This is a genomic window from Chitinophaga sp. GbtcB8 (assembly GCF_019091455.1).
In the GTDB taxonomy this organism is placed as follows: Bacteria; Bacteroidota; Bacteroidia; order Chitinophagales; family Chitinophagaceae; genus Chitinophaga.
In genome coordinates this window covers 102,842-127,895 of sequence record NZ_JAGXJN010000011.1, presented here as the reverse complement: position 1 = coordinate 127,895, position 25,054 = coordinate 102,842, and the positions used below count along the sequence as shown (strand labels likewise).

General features: G+C 50.5%; 17 protein-coding genes. 15 read left to right on the top strand and 2 right to left on the bottom strand.

All coding sequences use genetic code 11. The features are described 5' to 3' along the window. Positions 1-4 precede the first annotated feature (4 nt). The 13 genes from vgrG (at position 5) to KVT36_RS12510 (ending at position 20,952) form a co-directional block, all read left to right on the top strand. Entirely contained in the window at positions 5-1,651 is a 1,647-nt protein-coding gene (gene vgrG, locus KVT36_RS12570; RefSeq protein WP_217603850.1) for a type VI secretion system tip protein VgrG, read from the top strand. Between the two features lie 108 nt (positions 1,652-1,759). Then, positions 1,760-2,053, top strand: coding sequence for a PAAR domain-containing protein (locus KVT36_RS12565; protein ID WP_217603849.1), 294 nt, complete (start codon positions 1,760-1,762; stop codon positions 2,051-2,053). 32 nt (positions 2,054-2,085) lie between these two features. Continuing rightward, positions 2,086-2,514, top strand: a complete 429-nt coding sequence (locus KVT36_RS12560; RefSeq protein WP_217603848.1) for a GPW/gp25 family protein — start codon at positions 2,086-2,088, stop codon at positions 2,512-2,514. A 59-nt stretch (positions 2,515-2,573) separates the two neighbouring features. After that, entirely contained in the window at positions 2,574-7,277 is a 4,704-nt protein-coding gene (locus KVT36_RS12555; protein WP_217603847.1) for a hypothetical protein, read from the top strand. A gap of 24 nt (positions 7,278-7,301) precedes the next feature. After that, positions 7,302-10,835, top strand: a complete 3,534-nt coding sequence (locus KVT36_RS12550) for a hypothetical protein (RefSeq protein WP_217603846.1) — start codon at positions 7,302-7,304, stop codon at positions 10,833-10,835. A 10-nt stretch (positions 10,836-10,845) separates the two neighbouring features. Beyond that, on the top strand, positions 10,846-12,240 hold the full coding sequence (locus tag KVT36_RS12545; protein WP_217603845.1) for a contractile injection system tape measure protein: 1,395 nt from the start codon (positions 10,846-10,848) through the stop codon (positions 12,238-12,240). A gap of 143 nt (positions 12,241-12,383) precedes the next feature. Continuing rightward, on the top strand, positions 12,384-13,772 hold the full coding sequence (locus tag KVT36_RS12540) for an ATP-binding protein (protein WP_217603844.1): 1,389 nt from the start codon (positions 12,384-12,386) through the stop codon (positions 13,770-13,772). A 10-nt stretch (positions 13,773-13,782) separates the two neighbouring features. Further along, complete coding sequence (locus KVT36_RS12535) at positions 13,783-15,024, top strand: DUF4157 domain-containing protein (RefSeq protein ID WP_217603843.1); 1,242 nt, start codon at positions 13,783-13,785, stop codon at positions 15,022-15,024. Positions 15,025-15,035: 11 nt separating this feature from the next. Beyond that, positions 15,036-15,335, top strand: coding sequence for a hypothetical protein (locus tag KVT36_RS12530; protein WP_217603842.1), 300 nt, complete (start codon positions 15,036-15,038; stop codon positions 15,333-15,335). Positions 15,336-15,362: 27 nt separating this feature from the next. After that, a complete protein-coding gene (locus KVT36_RS12525) occupies positions 15,363-16,391 on the top strand; it encodes a DUF4157 domain-containing protein (protein ID WP_217603841.1) in 1,029 nt (342 codons plus the stop codon). Positions 16,392-16,418: 27 nt separating this feature from the next. After that, positions 16,419-17,363, top strand: coding sequence for a DUF4157 domain-containing protein (locus KVT36_RS12520; protein ID WP_217603840.1), 945 nt, complete (start codon positions 16,419-16,421; stop codon positions 17,361-17,363). A gap of 16 nt (positions 17,364-17,379) precedes the next feature. Next, positions 17,380-19,329 (top strand): DUF4157 domain-containing protein, encoded by a 1,950-nt coding sequence (locus KVT36_RS12515; RefSeq protein ID WP_217603839.1) that lies wholly within the window; start codon positions 17,380-17,382, stop codon positions 19,327-19,329. A 12-nt stretch (positions 19,330-19,341) separates the two neighbouring features. Next, complete coding sequence (locus KVT36_RS12510; RefSeq protein WP_217603838.1) at positions 19,342-20,952, top strand: hypothetical protein; 1,611 nt, start codon at positions 19,342-19,344, stop codon at positions 20,950-20,952. 30 nt (positions 20,953-20,982) lie between these two features. Here the strand turns inward: KVT36_RS12510 and KVT36_RS12505 are convergent, their stop codons facing one another. Together KVT36_RS12505 and fdhA are read right to left on the bottom strand one after the other, a co-directional pair. Beyond that, positions 20,983-21,384: a heme-binding protein gene (locus KVT36_RS12505; RefSeq protein WP_217603837.1), complete on the bottom strand. Its 402-nt coding sequence runs from the start codon at positions 21,382-21,384 to the stop codon at positions 20,983-20,985. Positions 21,385-21,612: 228 nt separating this feature from the next. Further along, on the bottom strand, positions 21,613-22,803 hold the full coding sequence (gene fdhA, locus KVT36_RS12500; RefSeq protein WP_217603836.1) for a formaldehyde dehydrogenase, glutathione-independent: 1,191 nt from the start codon (positions 22,801-22,803) through the stop codon (positions 21,613-21,615). 152 nt (positions 22,804-22,955) lie between these two features. Here fdhA and KVT36_RS12495 point away from each other — a divergent pair, with 152 nt between their 5' ends. Then, positions 22,956-23,888, top strand: a complete 933-nt coding sequence (locus KVT36_RS12495) for a helix-turn-helix domain-containing protein (protein WP_217603835.1) — start codon at positions 22,956-22,958, stop codon at positions 23,886-23,888. Positions 23,889-24,044: 156 nt separating this feature from the next. Beyond that, the gene (locus KVT36_RS12490) at positions 24,045-25,037 is read left to right on the top strand and encodes a zinc metalloprotease (RefSeq protein ID WP_217603834.1); all 993 of its coding nucleotides are present in this window, start codon (positions 24,045-24,047) and stop codon (positions 25,035-25,037) included. Positions 25,038-25,054: the final 17 nt, after the last annotated feature.

Here is a 25,054-nt window from a genome sequence, read left to right as displayed (position 1 = left end):
GCATATGGGCGTATTAGACAGTTTACCGCCCGGCACGCAAACCCCGCGGCATGTAATTACCAAAAAAGTGTTTATTAACGGTACCGTGTTAAGCAATGAGATCCAGCTGGCACAGATCACCGTCAATAAATCTTTTAACAAAATTGCCTATGCCCGTTTGGTGTTTGCAGACGGCTCTGCCAGCGACCGGAACTTTCCGCTCAGCAACGACGATAAGTTTAAACCGGGCAGCGAGATCCGCGTGCAGCTGGGTTATGAAGGCGAAGCAGACACCGTATTTGAAGGCATTATTATAAAACATGCCATCAAGGTAAGCCAGCAGGGCTCTTTGTTACTGATAGAAGCAAAAGACAAAGCCATTAAGCTGGCAGCTGCCCGTAAGCACGCTTATTACATCAACAAAACAGACAGCGAGGTAATAACTACACTGGCCCGGCCCATTGACCCATCGCCGGTTGTAGACACTACCAGCAGCCCGCCGCCCAAACAGCTCGTACAGTTTGATGCATCTGACTGGGACTTTATAGTTACCCGCGCAGAAGCCAATGGCATGCTGGTGCTTACGGATGATGGAAAGATCATCGTAAAAAAGCCTTCCACCACTGGCGCACCAGTGCTTACCGCCACTTACGGCGATAACCTCTGGGAGTTTGAAGGTGAAATGGATGCACGCCGCCAGCTGCAAAGCGTAACCGGCCAGTCATGGGATTATACCACGCAGCAGCCGGAAACGTCCAATGCAGGCAGCGCCACCTTTACGGAGAACGGTAATATAGCCTCCTCAGAAATAGGCGCTGTATTAGGCGCGGAAGTAAAGCTTACGCACGCCGGGCATCTTACCCAACAGCAATTACAGGACTGGTCAGATGCCTATGCCATGCGCAGCCATCTTTCCAAAGCCATAGGCCGTGTGCGGGTGGAAGGCAATGCCGCTGTAAAACCCGGCACCATGGTCACCCTGGCCGGTGTAGGCGACCGCTTTAACGGCAATGTGTTTGTAACCGGTGTGCTGCATCACTTTGAAGGCAACTGGCAAACTGATATACAGTTTGGCTGGCGCGAGGAATGGTTCTACAAAAAAGAAGATGTGATGGACAAACCTGCCGCCGGTTTATTACCCGGTGTAAATGGTTTGCAGATAGGTACTGTGTTAGGCCTGGATGATACGGAAGGCGGCGGCCAGTACCGCGTAAAAGTACATATCCCTTCCATTACCAGCAGCCAGGAAGGCATTTGGGCAAGGGTAGCCACGCTGGATGCCGGCGCTAACCGCGGCGTATATTTTCGTCCGCAGGTAACGGATGAAGTGGTGTTAGGCTTCCTGAACGATGATCCCCGCGAGCCTGTCATTGTAGGTTACCTGCATAGCAAAGACAGCAAAAAATCAGCGCTGCCGGAGCAGGATGGCTCCCTGCAATATGGCTTTGTAACCAAGGAAGGCATTAAGCTCATATTTGACGATACCAACAAACGTATGACCTTACTGGTACCCACTGCCAGTGGCGAAAAATCGCTGATCCTTAACAGTGATGCCAGCGCCATTGAGCTGAAGGATGATAACCAGAACAGCATTAAGATGGACTCTTCCGGCATTACCATTAATGCCGCAAAAGACGTAACGATCAGAGGGGCGAAAGTGCTTATTAATTAATAATCATGGATGAGATGTCCCAGGTAAAACAAGATGTAAGTGCTTACAGGCGAAATCTCTGAATAACGCAGTACATAATTCGTAATTGATTATTCGTAATTAAATAATATGCCCGCAGCAGCCAGAGTAACCGACAACCACACCTGCCCCATGGCAAACCCCAACGGCAGTCCGCATACAGGCGGTCCCATTATGCCGGCCGGTGTGCCTACAGTGCTCATTGGCGGACAGCCGGCCGCAGTAGTCGGCGGGCAGTGTGTATGCGCCGGTCCCCCGGATAGCATTACCGCGGGATCCGGCACAGTGCTGATTGGCGGACAACAAGCCGCGCGCCAGGGCGATATGACCTCGCATGGCGGACAAATAGCCGCCGGTTTTCCCACAGTGGTGATAGGCGGCTGATCTTTTTTATAACAACTACTAACCACAACATCATGGAAAATACAGACAGATCTTTTTTAGGAACGGGCTGGAGCTTTCCGCCCACCTTCCGCAGGGAATGGAACGGCCCCGAAATGCTGGTTGAAGAAGCAGATGTACGCAGCAGCATACAGATCATCCTTTCCACCATTACCGGTGAGCGGGTAATGCTGCCCACCTTTGGCTGCAACCTGCAGCCCCACGTATTTGATCCGCTGAACGTACCCACCATTGCCATGATAGAAAAAATAGTACGGGAAGCGCTCATTTACCATGAGCCCAGGATCATTGTGGAGAATCTTACCTCTACTGCTTTCCAGGCAGAAGGACGGCTCGAGATCAACATTGAATACAGTATTATCACTACCAATACCCGTTACAATTACGTATTCCCCTTCTACATCAACGAAGCTACGAACATTGAAACGGTAAAACCTGTATAACGCAGGGCCAAACACTGTTTGGCTAAGCTATTCATCAATAAATTAATTATGACGTTCCGATGAGTAATTGTCATTGTCATACCACTATTAACCGCGACGGGTCGGGCCAGTTGGGCCGGTACCTGAAAGCGCTGGACCCCGGTTATGCACCGGTGGATGGCCGCAGTTTTGAAGACCTGCTGGTATTTGCAAAAAGATATGCCGCACAGATCCGGTTCTACGATATTCCCGGAAGCCAGGTAGAAGATGATACGCCGCCCGCACAGGTGAGCTGGCGTGAATTTTTCCGGCGCGATATGGCGGTAATTGCCGCCTCCATTGGCACCATAGACCTTGCGCAAATCAAAAAGGATTACGAGGAGAACCGCGCTAAGCTGGACCTGAAGCCTACCGGGCAAACCTATGCAAATTTGTTTGATCCCATACTGGGCATGCTGGCAAGGCTGGACCGCTGGTATTCACTGGCTATTCCGCAAAACCCGTTGTATGTAGACCTGAACCTGGCCATTCAATCTAACCTGCAGGAGCAGGTGAAGAAAATGATAGCCTATGAAGAAGGTTTTAAGCTGGTAGATGCCAAGAATGCTTTTACGCTGGACTTTAGCCCCATTGAAAATGATGATGTGTGGAAGGTAAATGACCCCGTGGATGCAGACATCAGCATCTATGAAGGCGCTACGCCGGAAGATAAGATCCGTTTTGCCGCCCTGTTCGCAGATTCCATTTTCCTAAGCTTCTATGGTGTAATGAGCCAGCTGGTAGATAATTCTGAAAGCTACCTGCAATATGCCATGGAGCAATACCCGGCCCACCAGCCGCACATGGCGCTGTTCATTGCATTCCTGCAGCTGTTCCGTTTAGCGCAGGACCAGATGAACACCCTCACCGGCCGTGTGCTGGATTTCTATTACCGCGAGGTATTACAGCTCACGGAAAAACCGGCCATCCCAGACCGCGCCTTTGTAGTGTTTGAGCTGGCCAAAGATGTAGCAGCCTACGACCTGGCGCCAGGCACTCCCCTGGATGCCGGTAAGGATGCTTTGGGCAAAGACCAGGTATATAAAACAGACGGCGCCCTGGTAGTGAACCAGGCCAAGGTCAAAGAGCTGAAAACGCTGTTCATTGAAAAGCTGCCGCTGGAAGCAGACGAAGAAAGCAAGAACATTGCCACCCTCTATGCGCGCCCGGTAGCCAACTCGCTGGATGGATACGGCACACCGTTCACAGACCCCTATCCCAAGTGGAGCACTTTTGGTAAAGGCAGCAATCACCCCGGAGCAGCCGCTAATATCTGCGAAGCGCTGGATATTATTAATGATGAAATAAACACCCGCAATGAAACCGCAATTGGTTTTGCCATTGCATCGCCGCAGCTGCTGCTGCAGGGCGGTAACCGGCTGATAACCCTGCAAAGCAACGGCATTAAAGAGCTGTTTGATGCAGGCCAGGCGGAGATATGGCTTACCGGCGAAGACGGCTGGTTAAAAATAGATCAAACAATCACGGCAGCACAATTCGCCAAATTGTACTCCGATGATATGTTTAATAACGAGGATGAATTAGGCTCCTGCATCTATAGCGGAGAAAGCGCTCCGGACCGCATTTACATTTTCCTGCCCATAGCAGAAAAAGGGGTAATACCTTTTGATGCCAAGCTGCACGCAGGCCGTACCTACAACACGGCTTACCCGGTAATGCAATTGATGGTAGGGCCGGATATAGGTTTAACCGCCGGCCGCTTTAAAGATCTTTCCTACACCGGCCTGTCTATTAATGTACGCGTAGGATCTATAAACCACATTCCTGTTATTGGCATTGCAGCAGCGGCGCCTGCTGCAGCTGCTGGTGGCATTACAGCCGCCGCCTTTGTAAAAGATACCTATGCAAATTTTGACGGGCTAAAAGTGCTGACCCTGCAAAATGATGATGGCCTGCTTACACCCGGCAAACCATTTGACCCCTTCACGGCTTATCCCAAAACCGGCAGCACCTTTTACGTTGGCAGTAACGAAGTGTTTAACAAGCCGCTGGAAAAACTCTCGCTGAACATCCGGCACGTGAACAACAGCGGCGCTTTAGATATAAATGAAAGCATGGTGGAATATAAGGTAAGCCTGCTGCAGAGCAAACAGTGGCTGTACTTATCCGGCGAAAGCTTCAGCGGACCGCTGTTTGATGAAAATGAGCTTACGTATAATATCCTGAACGTAGGCGGTGATCCACAGGGTAGCCAGCCCTCCACTCCCATTACCACGGTACGGGCGCCCCTGGTATATCCTGCCCTGTTTGAGAACGGGAAAACCCCCAAAGGTTTTTTGCAGGTAGAAAATACTTTTTTCATTAATCCTAACAACGATAATTTCTTCCAGCAATCAGCCGCTTATGCAGCCTTCTTTAAGATCAAAGAAGTTTCACTGAGCTATTACTCAGAGCTGGCAGCGCTGGAAGCCGGTACCGACCAGTTCTTCCATGTATATCCTTTTGGCGCAGTGGAAATAGACCTGGCCGCAAACAATAATAGTGGCATAAAATCTTTCACCCAGCTCAATGATGTATTGATCCCCATTAAGCAGCTGCCTTCCCGTTTTGGCCGTAAAACAGCCGATCTGCTGGTAGATGCAAAAGGATCTTTACTACCGCAATTCACCTGGACAAGCCCCTACAGCCAGTACGACCAGCAAACGGATAGTAATGGCACAATCGATACCTCAGCCGGCTTAGCCACTAAACCCACGCTGAATGCAGACGGCAAACCACAGCCGGCAGGTGCAGCCATCACTAAAGCCAAGTCCAGGGCCCTGGCCCGCAGCGCCAGCGACCGGTACCTGGCGCAATTATTACTGAGCGCCAGCGGCATTGATACCGGCACACAGCTGAACCAATACTCCGGCGATATACAGGAAGAAGGCATGTTATTCATAGGGCTGGAAAAAGTACAACCCCTGCAAACGCTGTCCCTCCTGTTCCAGTTTGCAGAAGGCACGGCTAAGGATGAAGAAAATGATCCGCCGCCGGTGCACTGGGCATACCTGAGCAACAACGAATGGCGCCCGCTGAGAGGTGAAGCCATTGTGTTTGACGGCACCTTCGATTTTCAGACCACCGGCATTATTAAAATAGATGTACCGGAAGATGCTACCAATAATAACACCATTATTACCGGCGGCCTGCACTGGTTTTGCGCCAGTGTAACCGCACATGCCGACCGCTTCCCCATGCTGGTGGATGTAGTGGCGCAGGCCGTAGAAGTAGTATTTGACGATAACGGGAACGCCCTTTCGCATTTTGACAATGCGCTGCCCGCAGGCAGCATCAGCAAGCTATCTGTAAAGGTGGCAGAAGTAAGTAAAGTATCACAGCCCTTTGCGTCTTTTGATGGAAAACATGCAGAGGTAGGCAAGGAATTTTATACCCGCGTAAGCGAGCGCCTGCGCCATAAGGCACGCGCCATTAATGCCTGGGATTATGAGCACCTGGTGCTGGACCGTTTTCCCAGCATTTACAAAGTGAAATGTATTCCGCATACAGATCCTAATTGCCTTTGCAGGGAACATACGGAAGTAAATTCAGATGGTAATGGGGAAACCACCTGCTGCGGTCCGCAGGTAGCACCGGGGCATGTATTGCTGGTGGCAATAGCCAACCTGAAGAACCGCAATGCCATTAACCCGCTGCAGCCTAAAACAAGCCGCCGCACCCTGCTGGATATTGAAGCTTATCTGAAAAAACGCAGTTCGCCCTTTGTACAGATCAGGGCACGTAACCCGCTGTATGAGCAGGTGCTTACCTTTTTCCGTGTAAAATTTGTATCCGGTACAGACAAAGGTTATTTCCTGAAAAAGCTGAATGAGGAGCTGGTGCAGTTCCTGACCCCCTGGGCCTTTGATGAAAATGCAGATGTGAAGTTCGGGCAAAAGATCTACGCGTCTTCCATTGTAAATTTCATTGAAGAAAGGCCGTATGTAGATTTCATTACCGACTTCCTGCTGTTTGTATGTAAGGATGAATGTTGCCCTCCGCAAACAGATGATGAGGGAGATGACGACCAGGGAAATAACGACATGCCTGAAGTGCTGAACCAGCTAACCGGCTGTGATGATGTGGAACGCCTGCTGCAGGACCAGCTGAACTTTATTGGCGTGGTAGTAGCGCAGCCCTCTACCCCGCGCTCCATACTGGTATCAGTACCCAAACATATTATTATACCTTACGAAGAGCCGGTTAAACCATCGCGCTGTGAGCAAAGAGTAGCCACAAGAACGCCGGTACCCGGCCCCGTAGCCAATGTTCCGCGCACGCCGCAAGCCACAGACCCGGTACCGTCTAAACCTGCAACAGATACCAAACCACCGGTAAGCACCGCGCCGGGTAAAACAACGGTGACTGAAAAAACAGCTGCGGAGAAAGCGGCAGCTGAGAAAATTGCTGCCGGTAAACTGGCTGCGGAAAAATTAGCTGTAGAAAAAGCAACTGCTGATAAGGCCGCCACAGAAAAAGCTACCGCTGATAAAGCTGCAGCCGATAAGTTAGCTGCGGAGAAAGCAGCCGCTGTAAAAGCAGCTACCGGCAAACCAGCAGTGGATACCCCTGTAACAGATAAAACAGCACCGGCCAATCCAACGGTAAATCCTGCCGCAAAGGATACTATTCCCGCAGGTAAACCAGCTACTGACAAACCGGCGCCGGCGCCTGAAAAAGCGCCCGCAGCACCGCTGAAGCTAACCGGCACTAAAAAGAAAACAGACAAGAAGAACCCCAAATGATCTATTCCCATAAAATAAGCTGACATGCAAGAGCCAGTTAATTTAATAAAATCCAATCCGCTGCTGCCCGCAGAAGATTATCCAGCGTTACGCGACAAAGGCATACAATACATTTCAAAACTGGGCAGCGATATCTGGACGGATTATAATAATTCAGACCCCGGCATCTCCATACTGGAAGCAGTTTGCTACGCCATTACGGACCTCTCTTACCGCACGGACTTTGATATTAAAGACCTGCTGGCACCGGAGCAGCTGAATAACGATACCTGGAAGCAGATCTTTTACACCGCCCGGCAGATCCTGCATAACAATGCGCTTACCATTAACGATTACCGTAAGCTGGTGATCGACATTAAAGGCGTGCGCAATGCCTGGATAGAAACCAGCAAAGATTATGAAGTACCGGTGTGGATAGATTATAACGATGCAGAGATCCGGGAGGAAGCCGGCTGCAGCTGCGATGATGCGGATGAAAAAATATGTTACGGCAGGCTGGGGCTGGAATCACTTACCACCGACCAGGTAGGTGCTTACCGCAACACCAAAACGCAGGACATTAATGCCTTGCTGCAAAAATTAGCCACCGCAAAAACCGCCGCTGAAACAAAGATCGCCGACCTGACCACGCAGATAGATATGCCGGACATTGACCCCACCAAAAGGGCCGCGCTTATTGCAGAACGGGAACAGCTGCAGGATCAGGTAAAACATATCGACAAAAAAACAACGGCGCTCAATACGCTGCTGGAATATCTTTCCCCAAACAACAATGTGCTCCCCTCCAAGATCATTGAGTTTGAAGGGCTGTACAATGTAATGGTGGAGTATGAAGAAGATGTGCTGCAGGCCGACCAGCGGGAGGAAGTACGGCAGCTGGTGCTGGACCGCCTGAGCCGCCACCGCAATTTATGCGAAGATTTCCTGAGCATCAATGGCGTGGAGTACGAGGATTTTGGCATCATGGCATCTGTAGCATTAGAGGAATATGCCGATCCTGACCAGGTGCTGGCGCAAATGTTCTTCATCATTTACAAATACTTCACCCCATCCGTACCCTTTCATACCATCCCGCAAATGCAGGAAAGAGGTTACCTGATAGATGAAATATTTGAAGGCCCTGCCCTTAAGCACGGGTTTATTGATGATGTAGAACTGGAGGCAACAGACTTTTTCCGCGACATCCGCCTGTCGGACATTATCAACGAAATAGCCGACATTAAAGGCATTAAAGCCATTACCTACCTGCACCTTTCCAGTGGCAGCCAGACCGGTGATGCAGATCCTGATAAGAACTTCTTTTACCAGTGGTTGAACTTCCTGCGGGAACAGCGCAAGGTAGCCCGTATACAACCAGCCATGTCGCAGATCATTTTCTGTAAGGAAAGGGAGCTGCTCACCTATTACACCGGCTGTCCTGCTGACCGCCGGCCGGAAAGAATGTTGAAGCTGTTCAATGACCTGAAAGTGCTGGAACGCAAGTACAAGCTGGAAGGCCATACCGTAGACCTGCCTATACCGCTTGGCGAGAACATGGAGCTGGAAGATTATTACCCGGTAACCTACTCCCTGCCCATGTGTTATGGTGTAAGCGACCGCGCAGGGCTGCCCAATGAGGCCGATGAAAAACGCCGCACGCAAGCCCTGCAGCTGAAAGGTTACCTGATGTTCTTTGAGCAGATCCTGGCAGATTACCTGGTGCAGCTGAACCACCTCCGCGACCTGTTCACTTTTGACGATACCATTAAGCATACTTATTTTACCCGTGCCCTCACGGAAATAGAGGACCTTAAAGACCTGGTGGTAGATCACGGCGCACCTAATCCCTGGGAGCAGGTGCTGAAAGAATTTACCCATGTGATCCAAAGCCTGGTGGAAACACCTAAAATTTTCCAGGACCGCCGCAATCATTTCCTGGATCATATGCTGGCCCGCTTCAGTGAGGACTTAAGTGAGTATGAGAATATCAGCGCCTGGCTTACGCCCTATAAAGTAAAGGAGCGCATGATCCAGGATAAGATCCGCATCCTGAAGGATGGCGAGTACTACCAGATCAGCACCAATCGTGGCAAAGGTTATAACTACGCACAAAACGATATCTGGGATACACCCAATGTTTCCGGAACTGAGAGAAGGGTAAGCCGCCTGCTGGGCTTCCGCAATGCCATGCGCAGAACGCTGGCGCCGGATTACATTGTAGTAGAGCCGGTGATGGAAACCGACGAAAAAACCAAAACACAGGTTTGGAAAAAGAATAAAAAAGGCCAGAACGTAAATGTGATCAAGCTGGTGGATCCGGATAATAAAGAAACCGTGCTGCTTACCAGTATTGAGGTAGCAGACGGCTGCTGCACGGAATCCCTCATCAGCGAGCTGCTGGAATTTGCAGACGACCGGCACAACTTCCATTTCCATGATGAGCTGCGCCAGCGCAGCCGCAAATCTGCCGGGCAAATAGGCACCTTCTGGTATGAGCTGTGGGATGGCACAGACCCTGAGATAGCGCTTGCCATTGCCACCGGCGAAAAATTTGATAAGAGCGAAGACCGTGATAAGGCCTTTAAACGCCTGCAGTATGTAATGGACACGCTGAATAATGACGAAGGCATGCACCTGGTAGAGCACCTGCTGTTACGCCCGCGGTTCGATGGTGCGCTGGATGAAGCAGGCAACCCCATACTACCCGGCATGCTGGATATTTGCCTGGACACCTGTGACCTGGGCATTGGCCTGGGACAAAACACAGAGGTGCCGCCTTACCGTAAAAGATTGTACCGCATACCCGCTGAAAAATGTTTTGATAACCTGCCCTGGGTGCTGGAATACATCCGCAAGAATGTAAACCCCGGCATAGGTGATCAGTCGTTCCTGTTCCAGGAAGCGTTTGCAGATGGTACTGCGCCCGTGCCCTTAAAGTTCCGCCGGTATGAGAACCTGGCCAAACGCGTAAAGGACCTGCAGGAGTATGGATCAGAAAGGGTGAACTATACCATTGTATCCAATGGTGAAGAAGATCCTGCCAAGCTGAAATACAGCTTTATTATCCATGGCGATAAGGACATAGTGCTGGCGCAGAGCAGCTTTATCTTCAATCAAAAATCCAAACAGCCCGGCGCGCCGGATGTAGCGGATGATATTGAAAAAGAAATAGCGCAGCTGATCATCTACTTCAGCTTCCAGCTGGACCTGTACTGTGCCGCAGATCCCTGCGACAATAACGAGGATCCTTACTCCTTCCGCACTACGGTAGTATTCCCCTGCTGGCCCAAACGTTTCCGCGATGCTACTTTCCGCAACCTGGTGGAAAAAACAGTGCAAACGGAATCACCGGCACATGTATATACACGCGTGGTATGGATAGGCATCAATGAAATGCAGCGCTTTGAAAAAGTGTATTATGACTGGTTGCAGGAAATGGCGCAAACGGAACTGCCCAGCTATGAAAAGGTAAATCCTTTGGTAGATGTGCTCAATACCTTACAACCCTGCGGTGTATGTAAAGATGATTGCAGCAAAGGCCTGGCAGATGATGTAAGAGTTAAAAAAGCGGTAAGCTGATAAATATAACATGTCGCACCTGATCAATAAACTGCAATTTGAAGTTAACTGCCCGGATGAAGAGCTGGCGCTGAACCTGCGCTATAACTTCTCCCTCACTTACCAGGAGCAGATCATGGAAGTGGTGGACCGGGTATGCTCCAAATATGTAGATGATAAGGAATGGCTGCGCATTGATAAGCTGGAAATAGACTTAGGCAAGTTTAGCCCGCAGGGTTTCAACACCCGGTTCAGCGAGGTATTCCTGGCAAAGTTTGAGCAGGCCTTTCAGCAAAAGCTGGCCGGCATATCGCTGGTGAAGCGGCAGCAGGCCAGGCAGCTCTCCTATGCGGAAATGTGGCAGCACTTTCTGTTAAAAGGCAGCTTACCCTGGTGGGTTGATGAAACGGAGCTGAACCTGCAGGAAGTTACCGCGCAGCTGTTACAGGAGCAGCCCGCAGCCCTGCTGGATTTTTTGCAGGCGCAGCGCGCACACCCGCACCTGTGGCAACGCCTGGTTTTACAGTTCAGCAATGATCTGAAAATGCAGATCATTACCCTGTTCCCGGCGCTGGCAAATGCGCAGGGCTTATTACAGGAATGGCGGCAAACCATTAGCGCACGGGCTACACCAGCACTGGCAGCTACCTCACCGGAAAAGATCGTAAACCTGGTGCTGGAAAGCGCGCCCCTGCTGTTACAGGCCACGGCAGATAAAAATGTTGTATGGCAGGTGTTTACTAAGCACCTGCTTAACCTGTTCATCATTACACCTGAACAGGAAAGCAGTGTAGTGGAACCGCTGGTGCTAACACTGGCTATAGAAAAAGGCCTGCAATTACCAGGGGGCACCACCGCTACAGTTAAAAAAGAAGCATTGTTACCCGGATCGCTTTTTCAAACGGACTATAACACACATGCTGAAGAAGAACAATACACTGTTCGCCATGCCGGGGTAATCCTGCTCGCGGCATTCCTTCGTCCTTTCTTTACCACGCTGGAATTATGGGATGGTAAGGAATGGAAAAGTAAAGATGCCTGTTACCGGGCAGTGCACCTGTTAAAGTATTTGTGCACCGGGCAGCAGCAGGTGCCGGAATACAGCCTGGTAATGGAAAAAATTTGCTGCGGCCTGCCGCTGAATGAGCCGGTGCCGCTGGATCTGGAGCTTACAGAAAAAGAGATCACAGAATCTGCCCTGTTGCTGGAATCTATTATCGGGCATTGGAAAATGCTTAAAAATACTTCTGTGAACGGGCTGCGGGAAACCTTCCTGAAAAGGGACGGTATCCTGAGCCGCCAGGAAAAGAACTGGCGTTTGCAGGTGGAGCAAAAAACCCTGGATGTGCTGCTGGACAGCATTCCCTGGGGCTTCTCCACCATCAGCCTGCCCTGGAACGGTTATTTGATCTTTGTAGAATGGTGAACGAATAATAAGCTGTTAGCCGTTAGCTTTTAGCTATTAGTGATTGCATTATACTTATGGTGTAAATCATCTATTAACGCTAAACACTAAAAGCTAATTGCTAACAGCTAACAGTTAATTACTAACAGCTAATCGCTCTTTTTATGGCCAACGGCGCAACCGTGATGGAAGGACCGGTAACTACCGTAAACCGGTTAGATCAAAATGCAGCCAGCCTCTCCGCGGAGATCACCTGGTTTGCCGGGGTGGTGAATGCCCGTTTAAGCGAGTATTTCAATAAAGAAACAGCAGACACCGACCCTGCTGACACCACAGCTCCGGACCTCAGCAACGACCGCTCTGTATACGCGGAGTTTGTGAACTATTATCACCTGAGCCGGGATGAAAGGCTGCTGTTAATGCTGACCCTTATCCCGCATGTGCAGCCGCACCTGCTGGATATTTTCTTTAGCATCAACAAAGCATCCGGCCGGGGGCATACGGAGTTTGGCGGTATCAAAGGCACGCGGCACAGCGGCTTTTTGCCTACCATTGAAACCGCGCTGTTCCTGCTGGCCGGCAATGATCTGGCACACCGCTTCCGCCTGTACAAGCTCTTTGAGCCGGAGCATATTTTCTCCGGCCACCAGATCATTACCATTGATCCTGCACCGGGCAATGAACCCTTTTACAGCAGCCCGGTGAGCATTTCAGAAGAGTATGTTGATTTTTTTACTACGGGTCAGTTCCGCAAACCCAACTTCAGTATGGAGTTCCCGGCCAGGCGCTTAAGCACCTCCCTGAACTGGACGGACCTGGTGGTAGATGATTATACCGCGCAGCAGCTGGATGAGCTGCGCATATGGGTACAGCATGGCGCTACCTTATATGAAAGCTGGGGCATGAGCAAAAAGCTGAAACCCGGCTACAAAGCGCTGTTCCATGGCCCTCCCGGCACCGGCAAAACCTTAACCGCCGCCCTGCTGGGCAAGCTCTATAACCTGGAAGTGTACCGGGTAGATCTTTCTATGGTTGTTTCCAAATACATTGGTGAAACAGAAAAGAACCTGGAAAAAGTTTTTAAGAAAGCAGAGAACAAGAACTGGATCTTATTCTTTGATGAAGCAGATGCGCTGTTCGGTAAACGGACCAGCATCTCTGACTCCCACGATAAATATGCAAACCAGGAAATAGCCTACCTGTTACAAAGGCTGGAAGATTACCGCGGGCTGGTAATACTGGCGTCCAATATGCGTAATAACGTAGATGAAGCCTTTACCCGCCGTTTGCAGGCCATCATCCACTTCCAGGCGCCCCGGTCCAGGGAAAGGCTGCGGCTCTGGAGCAATGCGTTTAGCAAACAATGCCAGCCTCCCAGGCCGGATGAGCTGGAACGTATTGCACAACAATATGAGCTGTCTGGTGGTTCTATTATGAACGTGGTGCAATATGCATCACTAATGGCATTGAACCGCAACGACAGTCACATACTGGTAGATGACCTGTTACAGGGCATCCGCAAGGAGTTTAAAAAAGAAGGCAAAACCATTTAAACAGGTAGTTATGTACACCAGCAAAACCGGTCCTAATGAAGGCAAAGCAGCAGTAGTACCTGCAGCAGCGCCCCTTACTATTGGCGCAGTACATGACCCGCTGGAAACGGAAGCAGATACCATGGCAGATACCGTGATGCGCATGCCTGCACCAGCCGCCACCATTCAGCGCAAATGTGCGGAGTGTGAGGAAGAGGATGCAGTACAGCGCAAGCCCGTTACCTCCTTTGTACAAAAAAAGGAAGCCGGCAGCGGCGGTAGCGCCAGCGCAGAAGTAAGCAGCGGCATACAAGCCACAAAAGGCGGTGGCAGCGCCCTGGGAGATAATACCAAAACCTTTATGGAAAGCCGCTTTGGCGCAGATTTCTCCGGAGTACGCGTACATACCGGCGGTTATGCCGCTGAGCTGTCTGATGAGCTGCAGGCGCAGGCATTTACCGTAGGGAATGATATTTACTTTAACAGCGGCAAGTATGCCCCGGAATCAACCAGCGGGCAGCATTTGCTGGCGCATGAGCTTACACATACCTTGCAGCAGGGCAGCAGCCAGGGCATACAAAGAAGCATCTCCGTGGATCCCGGTGTAAACCTGGATACCATGGGGTTTTCTGTTACCCATACCGGGGATACCTACACCGCACCGGCAGTTACTAAAAGCTCTGTGCATAATGAGATCTTTTCCGGGTTATTACATTCCCCCAGGACGTTTAAGCTAAAAGGCAGCACCAGCGCGGCCGCCAACGCCAGCTTACAGGCGCAGATAAAATCCCGCTTAGGCATTGTAAGCTTTGCGTCTAAAAAGAAATATACCTTTGGTGCAGGCGCCGCTTTCAGGATGAACCCCGCTTATTGGAATAACGACATGACCGTAAAACCCGGCGTAGACCGGCAAAAGGCAATAGAAGACCTGAATGTGAACCCCACGGAATATAACATTGCCTGCCTGGCAGCCACCACGCTCACCATGGAAGGCGGCAGCAAAAGCCCGCTTACAGATGGCACCAGCGCAGACACTACAGACTGGATCCCCGGCGACTGGGGCTACATCACCAACACTAAATTCCCCGCGGGCGGGCAGGTAGGGCTGGAAGGTGAAAATATTATTTATGTAGGTAAAGACCAGTTCTGGGGCCACTTTGGCCCGGGGCTTGAATACAAAACATTAAAGCAGTGGTTTGACCAGGTGAAAAGCTGGCACGGAGGCGCGTCTATTGACAACCAGCGCACCTCTCCCACTGCAGGACTGGAATAATAATTACGCAAATGATCATTCAAACTATGCATACAGATTCTGTTATTATAAGCTGGGAGTTTCATACTGCTCAGCCGGAGCAGGTTACCTACTTTATAAACGGGGAAAAAGCAGGCGATAATGATGCAGGGTTTGATAAAATATTGCAGGTAATAAAAACAGATACCCGTCTCCGTAAGGTGATCCTAAAAGGTAAACAGCGCAACATGCAGGGAGGTGGCAACCTGCAAAGCAGCCTGCCCTTCAGTAAAAGGTTTGATGAGCTGAAAAAAGCGCTGGGCACGCGGCAGCTGGTTTATGAACTGTTATAAACATTTAAACACATAATGTAGGTCCTCATGCCGGAACATACAACAATCAGCATTCCGCAACAACAAACGCCTGCCGCACATGCACCCGCGCAGGGCGATGCGCTGCGCATGCAGAACCCCGGTTTTATTCAGCGTAAATGTGCGGATTGTGAGGAAGAAGATGCAGTGCAGCGCAAACCCATCACTCCCTTTGTACCAAAAAAAGAAGCCGGCAGCGGCAGGTATGCGCCGGAATCAAGCGGCGGGCAGCATTTGCTGGCACATGAGCTTACGCATACTTTGCAGCAAAGCAGCGGCCAGGGTATACAAAGAATGATAGAGGTAAGCTCTGGCGTGGAGCTGGATACTATGGGGTACAGCATTAAAAAATCCGCCAACTTTTACACCGCACCGGCGGTAAACAAAAGCTCTGTACATAATGAGCTGGTAACCTCCTTATTTCATTCCCCCAGGATCTTTAAGCTGAAGGGCAATACCAGCGCAGCTGCCAATGCCAGCCTGCGCAAACAAATGGCTGCCAGGATGGGTATTATAAGCTTTGCCGCTAAAAAGCAATATAGCTTCGGGGCAGGAGCAGGCAGTTTTAAAATGAACCCTGATTACTGGGTGCTGGGCAGCGACAATTTTAATGTGAAACCTGGTGTGGATAAAACAAAGGCCATCAATGACCTTAATGTGCATCCGGAGCAATATGCTATTGCCTGCGAAGCCGCTACTGCGCTTACCATGGTGGGCGGCAGCAAAAGCCCGGTTATAAATGACGATGGAGGCGATGATACCGACTGGATCCCCGGCGACTGGGGATATATTCACAACCAGGGCAATATGGATCACGGCGGCAATACAGCAACAGAAGGGGAAAATATTATTTATGTAGGCCTGGGCAAGTACTGGGGGCACTTAGGCTCAGGACTTAAATATCAAACACTGCCACAGTGGGTGAAGGAAGTTGATGACTTTAACGGCGGTACACCTTCTATTGAAGCCACCCGTAAAGGCCCTACCATTGGCCTGGACACAGGCGGAAGCGACGGCGAAGTAACGGATATAAAATAACATCCATTAAATACACAATGTAACCTCATGCCGGAACATACTATCATTAACTTCCAAAAACAGCATACGCCCGCAGCGCATACCCCTATGCATAACCATCAAATGCGCATGCAGCAACCCAACTTTATTCAACGCAAATGCGCGCAATGTGATGGTGAAGAAAAAGCGCAACGCAAACCCGCTGCTTCTTTCATACAAAAGAAAGAAGCCGGCAGCGCATCCACCGCCCCTGCAGCCGTAAGCAGCCAGATAGCATCCAGTAAAGGCAGCGGGCAGCCTATGACCGGCAATACCCGCAGCTTTATGGAAGGCCGTTTTGGCGCCGATTTTTCTGATGTACGCATCCACACCGGTAATGATGCCGCCCATTTATCAGCGCAGCTGAATGCGCAGGCATTTACCGTAGGCAACGATATTTATTTCAATAGCGGGCAGTATGCGCCGGAATCAACACAGGGCAAACACCTGTTAGCGCATGAGCTTACGCATACCTTACAGCAAAATGAAGGCATAGGCCGTAAAATGATCCAGCGCATGGCCCCCTGCCCTGTGCACCTGAATGATCCTGACCCCGTACCTCCCGGCTGGGTACCTTACCATGGCGACAGCTACTGGTTCCACTGCGGTTTCCGCGGTATACTGGAAGACAGGCGTCCCTCACCGCAAGATCCCATGAACGAATGTTTTTATGATCACAGCGGGGTGCTGGTAGACCAAAACCATGCCTACCCGGAGTGCGCCGGTACACCGGATGATTACGATTCATCAACCAATGCATGGGACCATACCTGGAACGACCGTGGCGGCATCTGGCAAAAAGGCTGGGGCGCTTTCTGGGAAAGCCGGCGTTATAACAGCGACCGGGAAGGTGAAAGAATGATGGAATGCTACCGCGGCTGCGAATCGCAACCCTGGTACCTGAGAGGTTTCTGCTACCAGGGATGTAATCCACAGAGTATGATGATGTATTAACGGATAACAAAAAGCAATGTCTGCACAAACACACCAGTCAACTTCAAACCCCGCTACTGCTGCCGCTGCAGCGCCTGTTACTGCAATAGTAAGTGAAGCCGCACAACCGGAACAAGGTATGGAACCCTTGCAATGGCTGCCCGTTCAGCGCCAGCTAACAGTTGGCGCAGCAGATGATCCGTTGGAAAAAGAAGCAGATGATATGGCCGGCCGCGTAATGCGCATGCCGGAACCCTCGTTCATTCAGCGTAAATGTGCGCATTGCGAAGCAGAGGAAAAAGCGCAGCGCAAACCGCTGGCTTCTTTTATTCAGAAGAAAGCAGGCGGCAGTGGCAATACCTCCGTTAGCCAGTCAGTTAGTAACCAGATAAGCGCTACGCAGGGCGGCGGGCAAACCATGCCTTCCACTACGCGCAGCTTTATGGAAAGCCGTTTTGAAACGGATTTCTCCTCCGTGCGGATCCATACCGGGGATTATGCATCGCAATTATCCGGCGAGTTATCCGCACAGGCATTCACCGTAGGCAATGATATTTATTTCAACAGCGGCAAATTCTCACCGGAAACCAGCGATGGGCAGCACTTACTGGCGCATGAGCTTACCCATACTATACAACAGCAGGGCGCTACTATCCGCAGGTTCGGATCAGATGAGCACCGGCGTATAGGTGATAGCGCAGTGAGTGACCGTGCACTCATCACCTCTTATGGAACGGTAACTTTTGGGGAGATGATTGCCATGGCCGGCGACTATTTTGAAAGCATTGAGGAAATAGCTATGCTGGCAGAAAGTTATGGCACCTTTGGCCATGACCAGATAGATTATGTATTGTGGAAGGTGAACCCTACCCGCACCCGGCCTACCGTATCCCAATCCGTTGTTGATGCAGTAGAAGACCGGTACAACCGGCTGGCCGCACGTAATGAAACCCATTTCTCCACCGGCAGCTCAGCCGGTAACAGTAACCGGGAGCGTTATGCGGATATACATACGCAGGCCATGATAGATGCTTTTTCAGAAGGCCTTAACCCGCTGGTAGTAAGAAGATGGACCTGGCAGGCGCGGGAAGGTTTTGCACAGCACTTTTTAACAGATGCATTCTCCGCAGGGCATGTGCGTACACAGCGCGGAAATATACAACGGTACTGGAATGGCATGTACCCCGGCTTTGTAGATAACATGATACGCATGATCAGCTGTTACATGGCCAGCCATATTAATGAAAGGGACAACATAGGCTACGTGATGACGGTGGATATGTTAACAGAACAGATCATTCCCGTAGTACGCTCTATGGGCGGCAGTACCCTCACCTCTTTTTCTATTGGCGATCTTATTTCCAAAGTGCTGCATGATGCCGATAACGCAGGGCTGGATGTTGTGAGCAGCCGCGGGCCCGCCGGTTCCACTACCGGGTCGCCTTTTCACTGGCGCGCAGTAGGTGACGACGCTTTATTCCCTGCAAGCGGCGCAACGGCCACTACCCCGCAGCAACAAACGCAGCAAATGCTTACAGAAGCTATTACGCTTAGCTTCCAGGAAGGACGGCAGGCTTACAGCGCAGGCGTTTCCGGCGATTTTACCAGGGGCAGGCAGCTGGCAGATCCTGCCAACTTCCGTGCACCGGCATTATTCCCGGCAGAAGATACCACCTCCACCACCAATCCCGCGTATGCGTGGCGTGCAGCTGACCTGCCCTCCCTGCCTGCCAATATACAGACATTGATCACCAATGCTTTTTTGCCCCATGCAGAGATCCGCAACGGGCTGGATGCATTAACAGTAGACTGTATTACCACCCGCATGAACTTTGACCTGCATACCGGCGATGCCTTTGAGTGTTTCAGGCGCAGGCTAATAGCACACCCCTGGGATGTTATCTTAGAAATTGCAGCAGGCGGCACAGGTTTATGCCCGCCGGGTCAGAATGATCCCTGTCCTACGCTCCGTAATGCTTGTCCATAATAACAGTATAGTATGTCAGCAAATCCGTCCATATTATCCGCTCCACAGGCTGCACCGGTTGCAGTACCCGCAGCAGCAGCCACCATGGAAGCTACGCCTGATATGGCGGAACCTTTGCTGCTGCCCATCCAATGCCGGCTAAATGTAGGCGCGGTAGATGATCCTTTGGAACAGGAAGCAGATAATATGGCCGATACTGTTATGCGCATGCCGGAACCTTCTTTTATACAACGTAAATGTGCGCATTGTGAGGAAGAAGAAAAGGTGCAGCGTAAACCGTTAACCCCCTTTATTCAAAAACAGGAAGCCCCCACGCCGCCTACGCCGGCTGCCCCGCAGGATGAATTTATGCGGATGATAGAAGGCATTATCAGCGCAGATAACCAGGCCAGGCTTGAAAGAACGCGTTTAGTACGTGAGCGTGTGCTGGAACCTTTAACCGGCGCACGGGCAGATGGTATTACCTTTCTGAACCGCTTACGCGGTGTTACGCCGGATGAAGCCGGCCTGCTGATCCGTGATACGGTATTCTTTGGCACCATACGCCGGTATTTCCGTGGCCGTACTTTATGGACGGTGTACACCATTCTCCAGTTCCATAATCATACCCCGGAGCCGCATCTGCGTTTAACCCTGGCCGTATCTAACCACGATGCACGCCTGCTGGCAGATATGCTGAGCATTGTTGTATTACAGGGCGCGCCTGATTATGACCGTGATATTTATTTCACCATGCTGCGCGAAGTAGTGACCGTAGAGTTCAGCGGTGATCCCTTGCAGAATGAGCTGCTTCGTTTGATAGATCACCGGGATGATGCCAACATCAGCCAGCGGCATAGTACCACCTACGAAGAAGCGCATTATGAGCAGCCGGTGGGTGGTGGTAATTATGCCATGCAAAAGTTTACAGGAAATATTTCTGCCAACAGCTACATTTCCGGTACAGAGCTGCGGGTAATTGTGCGTATGCGGTTTGTGGACGGGAATGATACTGTAAGTTGTCCCACTGCGGGATCTGCCGGCTGCAGCGGTTTTTATTTCCTGGGGGCTAACGCCGGTGTATATACGCGGTGGATGAATGCTATTACCAGCGTATGGAATGGCCATTTCCATATCACTAACGGCACGCAGGCGTTTAATGTGGTATTTGTGCCGTTGTTCCTTTCTGAAGCTGATCCGGATGCAGTTTCCATCCGCGTAATGACTAATAATACCCTTAGCTGCGCCCCCAGCCTGGGCCCTGGCCGTTCAGAACAAACCTGCTGGTTCCTGAACGTGCCCAATGGCACGGTAGCGCATGAATTCGGGCATATCATCGGCGCATCGGATGAATACCAGCTGCCGGGCAGCAATGCAGAAATAGCGGCTGCGTTCCCCACTATGAGCGCACAGGACCGCTCCCTTTCCAGCATGGAAGGCATGACCGGCACTCCACAGGCCGCACCGGCGCTAAACAGCGCAGCTGCAGTAACTGCAAACCGTACAGATACTATTATGGGTAATTCTTACAACTCCACCAATGTAAATACACGGCACCTCACCCGCTTACTGGGCTTACTGAATGCAGGCTTGCCTGCGGGCGCAACACAGTTTACACTGAGAGCGGGGAACAGGCCACGGTAGCAGGTCATGGGATATTGGCAGTAAAGCAGATCAGCTTATTGCTTTTAACCCGGCTTCTGCAACGGCATGATCATTCTCCACCGTGCTGCCGGAAACGCCAATAGCGCCTATCACTGTACCTTTACTGTCCTTAACAGGAATGCCGCCGGGAAAAGTGATCAACCCGCCATTGGAATGCTCTATATTATACAGCGGGCCACCGGGTTGTGACAGCTGGCCAATATCGCCGGTGTTCATGTTAAAGAAACGGGCCGTGCGGGCTTTGCGCATGGATATGTCAATAGAGCCCAGCCAGGCGCCATCCATATGTACAAATGCAATGAGGTTGGCGCCGGCATCTACTACCGCAATGTTCATTAAAGTGTTTAAGGCGGCAGCTTTTTCTTTAGCCGCTTTTACAGCCGCTTCGGCTTGTGCTAAGGTGAGGTTCATGATTACGATATTAGATTACAAAATAAATAAGGGTACTACCGGCACTAGTCAAAAAGAATGTAAAATGTAAAATTTCAAATCCATAAATGTAAAAGTAAATACTTCGAAACCTGGTAGGCTTATGTTCACGGCATTTTACTTTTACATTTGAAATTTTATATTTATGATTTTACATTCTTTTTGACCAGCCCCGGCAGGTTATTGTTATGTTCACGGTTCGTTAATTACTTAATTTTTGATCAGGCCTCCGGGGTCCAGCACAAACTTTTTAGCAGCGCCCTTATCAAAATCACTATAACCACGGGGCGCATCATCCAGCGTTATTACTTCTACATTTACGGCTTTGGCAATCTTTATCTTATCATACAAAATAGCATTCATCAGCTGCCGGTGATATTTCATTACCGGGCACTGGCCCGTAGCAAAAGTCAATGATTTGGCCCAGCCTAATCCCAGGCGCAGGCTCAGGTTTCCATGTTTGGCAGCATCTTCCTTAGCGCCCGGATCTTCCGTTACATATAAGCCGGGAATACCAATGGCGCCGCCGGCACGGGTAATTTGCATAGCGGCATTTAACACCGTGGCCGGTTGTTCAGAATGGGAGTGGCTGCCGTGGCCCCTTGCTTCAAAACCTACACAGTCCACTGCTGCATCTACTTCCGGTGTGCCAATGATAGCTGCAATCTGGTCCGGTAAAGGTGTATCGCTGCGCAGGTCCACTATTTCACAGCCAAAACTTTTGGCCTGCTCCAATCTTTCAGGGATCATATCCCCCACTATCACCACTGCTGCACCTAACAAATGGCAGGAGGCTGCGCAAGCCAGCCCCACAGGCCCTGCGCCTGCTACATATACAATGGAGCCCGGGCCTACGCCTGCGGTAACAGCACCGTGATAGCCGGTGGGAAAAATATCAGATAATAAAGTAAGGTCGCGGATCTTGGCCATGCCCTGATCCTTGTCCGGGAACTTCAGTAGGTTAAAATCAGCATAAGTCCCCACTACATATTCTGCCTGGCCACCTACCCCGCCGCCCATAACCACATACCCATTTGCAGCGCCGGGGCGGGCAGGATTTACATTTAAACAAATACCGGTTTGCCCCGCCTTGCAGTTACGGCAGCGGCCGCAGGCAATATTAAAAGGAACGGATACCAGGTCGCCTTTTTTTATGAACTCCACATCCCGGCCGGCTTCCAGCACCAGCCCGGTGATCTCATGCCCCAGCACCAGCCCTGCAGGCGCAGTGGTACGGCCTCTTACCATATGTTGATCACTGCCGCAGATGTTGGTTGAAACGATCTGCAGTATAACACCGTGCTCGCATTTGCGGTTGCCCAGCGCCAGCTTGGGAAAATCAATAGACTGCACTTCCACTACCCCTGGTTTGATGTATACTACACCTCTGTTGCTACTCATAAGTTCAGATAATTTAAAAGTGAAGAAAACGCGGAATACTTGCATTCAAACTTCCTGCATTCCTGCTCCTTTACATAACACTATAATACATTTCCGGTAACACAATCGTACAAATGTGCGCTATGAATGCCTGAAATGCACTAAATTGAAGTATGGCACAACCGACCCCCACTATACAGCCAGCCGTAGAGCAACGCCGCGTGTACAGCTACACCCATTGTGAGCTGAACCTTTTTGAAACTACCCAGCAGGCACAGGCGGTACCATTACAGTTCAATCATCTTACCATTATGTCTATGATGCGGGGTAAAAAAGTGATCCGCATGGACCGTTCAGCACCTTTTGATTACCTGCCCGGCGAATCGCTGATCATACCGGCGCAGCGGGCCATGCTGATCGATTACCCGGAGGCAGGCATCTCCTCCCCTACACAATGCACGGCTTTAATGATGGAAGAAAATTTTATTCAAAAGAACCTGGATCAGCTGGATGAGGAATATAATACAATGGACAACAGCCACCACTGGGCATTACCCATGGATAGCTGTTTTTTTCTGCATAACCCGGAGATCACCGCCACTATAAACAAGATCGTACATTTAAGCCTGGAGCATAAACCTATGAACGAGCTGCGGGTGGAGCTCTCCCTGAAAGAGCTGCTGGTATTGATAGCGCAGCAGCAGCATCTTTCACAAACGGAGCAGGCCAGCGAATATGCCCATAACAGCAATCACTTTGCGCACGTACTGCATTTTATAAAACAGCATATCACAGAAAAGATCAGCATAGAGCAATTGAGCCGGGTAGCCTGTATGAGCCGCACCAATTTCTTCAAAGCATTTAAAAGCTACCTGGGACTTTCACCTGCAGATTATATTGTACGCGAACGTATTGCCCTAGCCAGACAGCTGCTGCAGGAGGCTGACACAAGCATTGCTGAAATAGCCTACCAGAGCGGCTTTAACAACATCCCTTATTTTATAAGGCAGTTCAGGAAACAGGAACAGGTTACGCCAGGCGAGTACCGCGCCGCACAGCAGCCGGATAATAACTCACTGCGCCATCACGCAAATACCCCCTCATAATTACACGGGCAGGTCCCGTTGTTCACCCTGGTATGCGAAAAAGTATTTTAGTTACTTTAGCGCGGAGAACCCGTTTTAACTCTCCTGCTATCGGCTCCCCCCAAGGTATTTCTTACCTGATAGCTGTATGAGCAAACAACAAAACCGCAATTCTGTATGAAAAAGCAACTAAGTATCCTATTTGGCATAACCCTTATGCTGGCTGCCTGTACCAAACAGGAACGCCCTGCTGACAACCCGGAAAAAGACCCAACACCCATGGCAGCAACTGCGCGTGCCTGCGCCAGTATGGACATACTGAAAGACCAGATCTCAAAAGACCCGGCCCGTGGCCAACGCCTGCAGTCTATTGAAAACCTTACACAGCGTATTGCTAAAGACAGATCTTTAGGCCGCCTGCTGCCCGATGGCAGCGTGCAGATACCGGTAGTGGTAAATGTGCTGTACCGCACCACAACGGAAAATATTTCCCTGGCACAGATCCAGTCACAGATCGATGTGCTGGAAAAAGATTACAATGCCGCCAACAGCGAATATGGCAGCGTACCCGCGCTGTTTGCCGGTGTAAAGGCAAATGTGGGTATTCACTTTACATTAAAAAGCGTGGTACGTAAATCCTCCACCAAAACCAGCTGGTCTGCCAGTACTGAGAACATGAAGAAAAGTTCTTTAGGTGGTATTAATCCTACTACGCCGGATTCTGTATTGAACATCTGGGTGGTGAATTATATTAACTATGGGGGGCAGGAAGTGCTGGGTTACGCGCAATTCCCCGGTGGCAGCGCATCTACAGATGGTGTGGTGATAGGTTACCGTTATTTTGGCAATACCGGTACTGCTGTATCGCCGTTTAATCTTGGCAGAACCGCTACGCATGAAGTAGGCCATTTCCTGAACCTGTATCATATCTGGGGCGATGCTCTTTGCGGCAGCGACCTGGTAAGCGATACACCGCAGCATAATGATGCTAATTTCGGATGCCCCTCTTACCCGCACCTGAGCACCTGCTCCGGATCGCCGGTTGAAATGACTATGAACTACATGGACTATACAGACGATGCCTGCATGTACATGTTCAGCGCTGGTCAGAGAACCCGCATGCTGGCTACTTTTGCCAGTGGCGGCGGCCGTAACGGCTTTGCGCACTAAAAATTAAATGAGTTCCC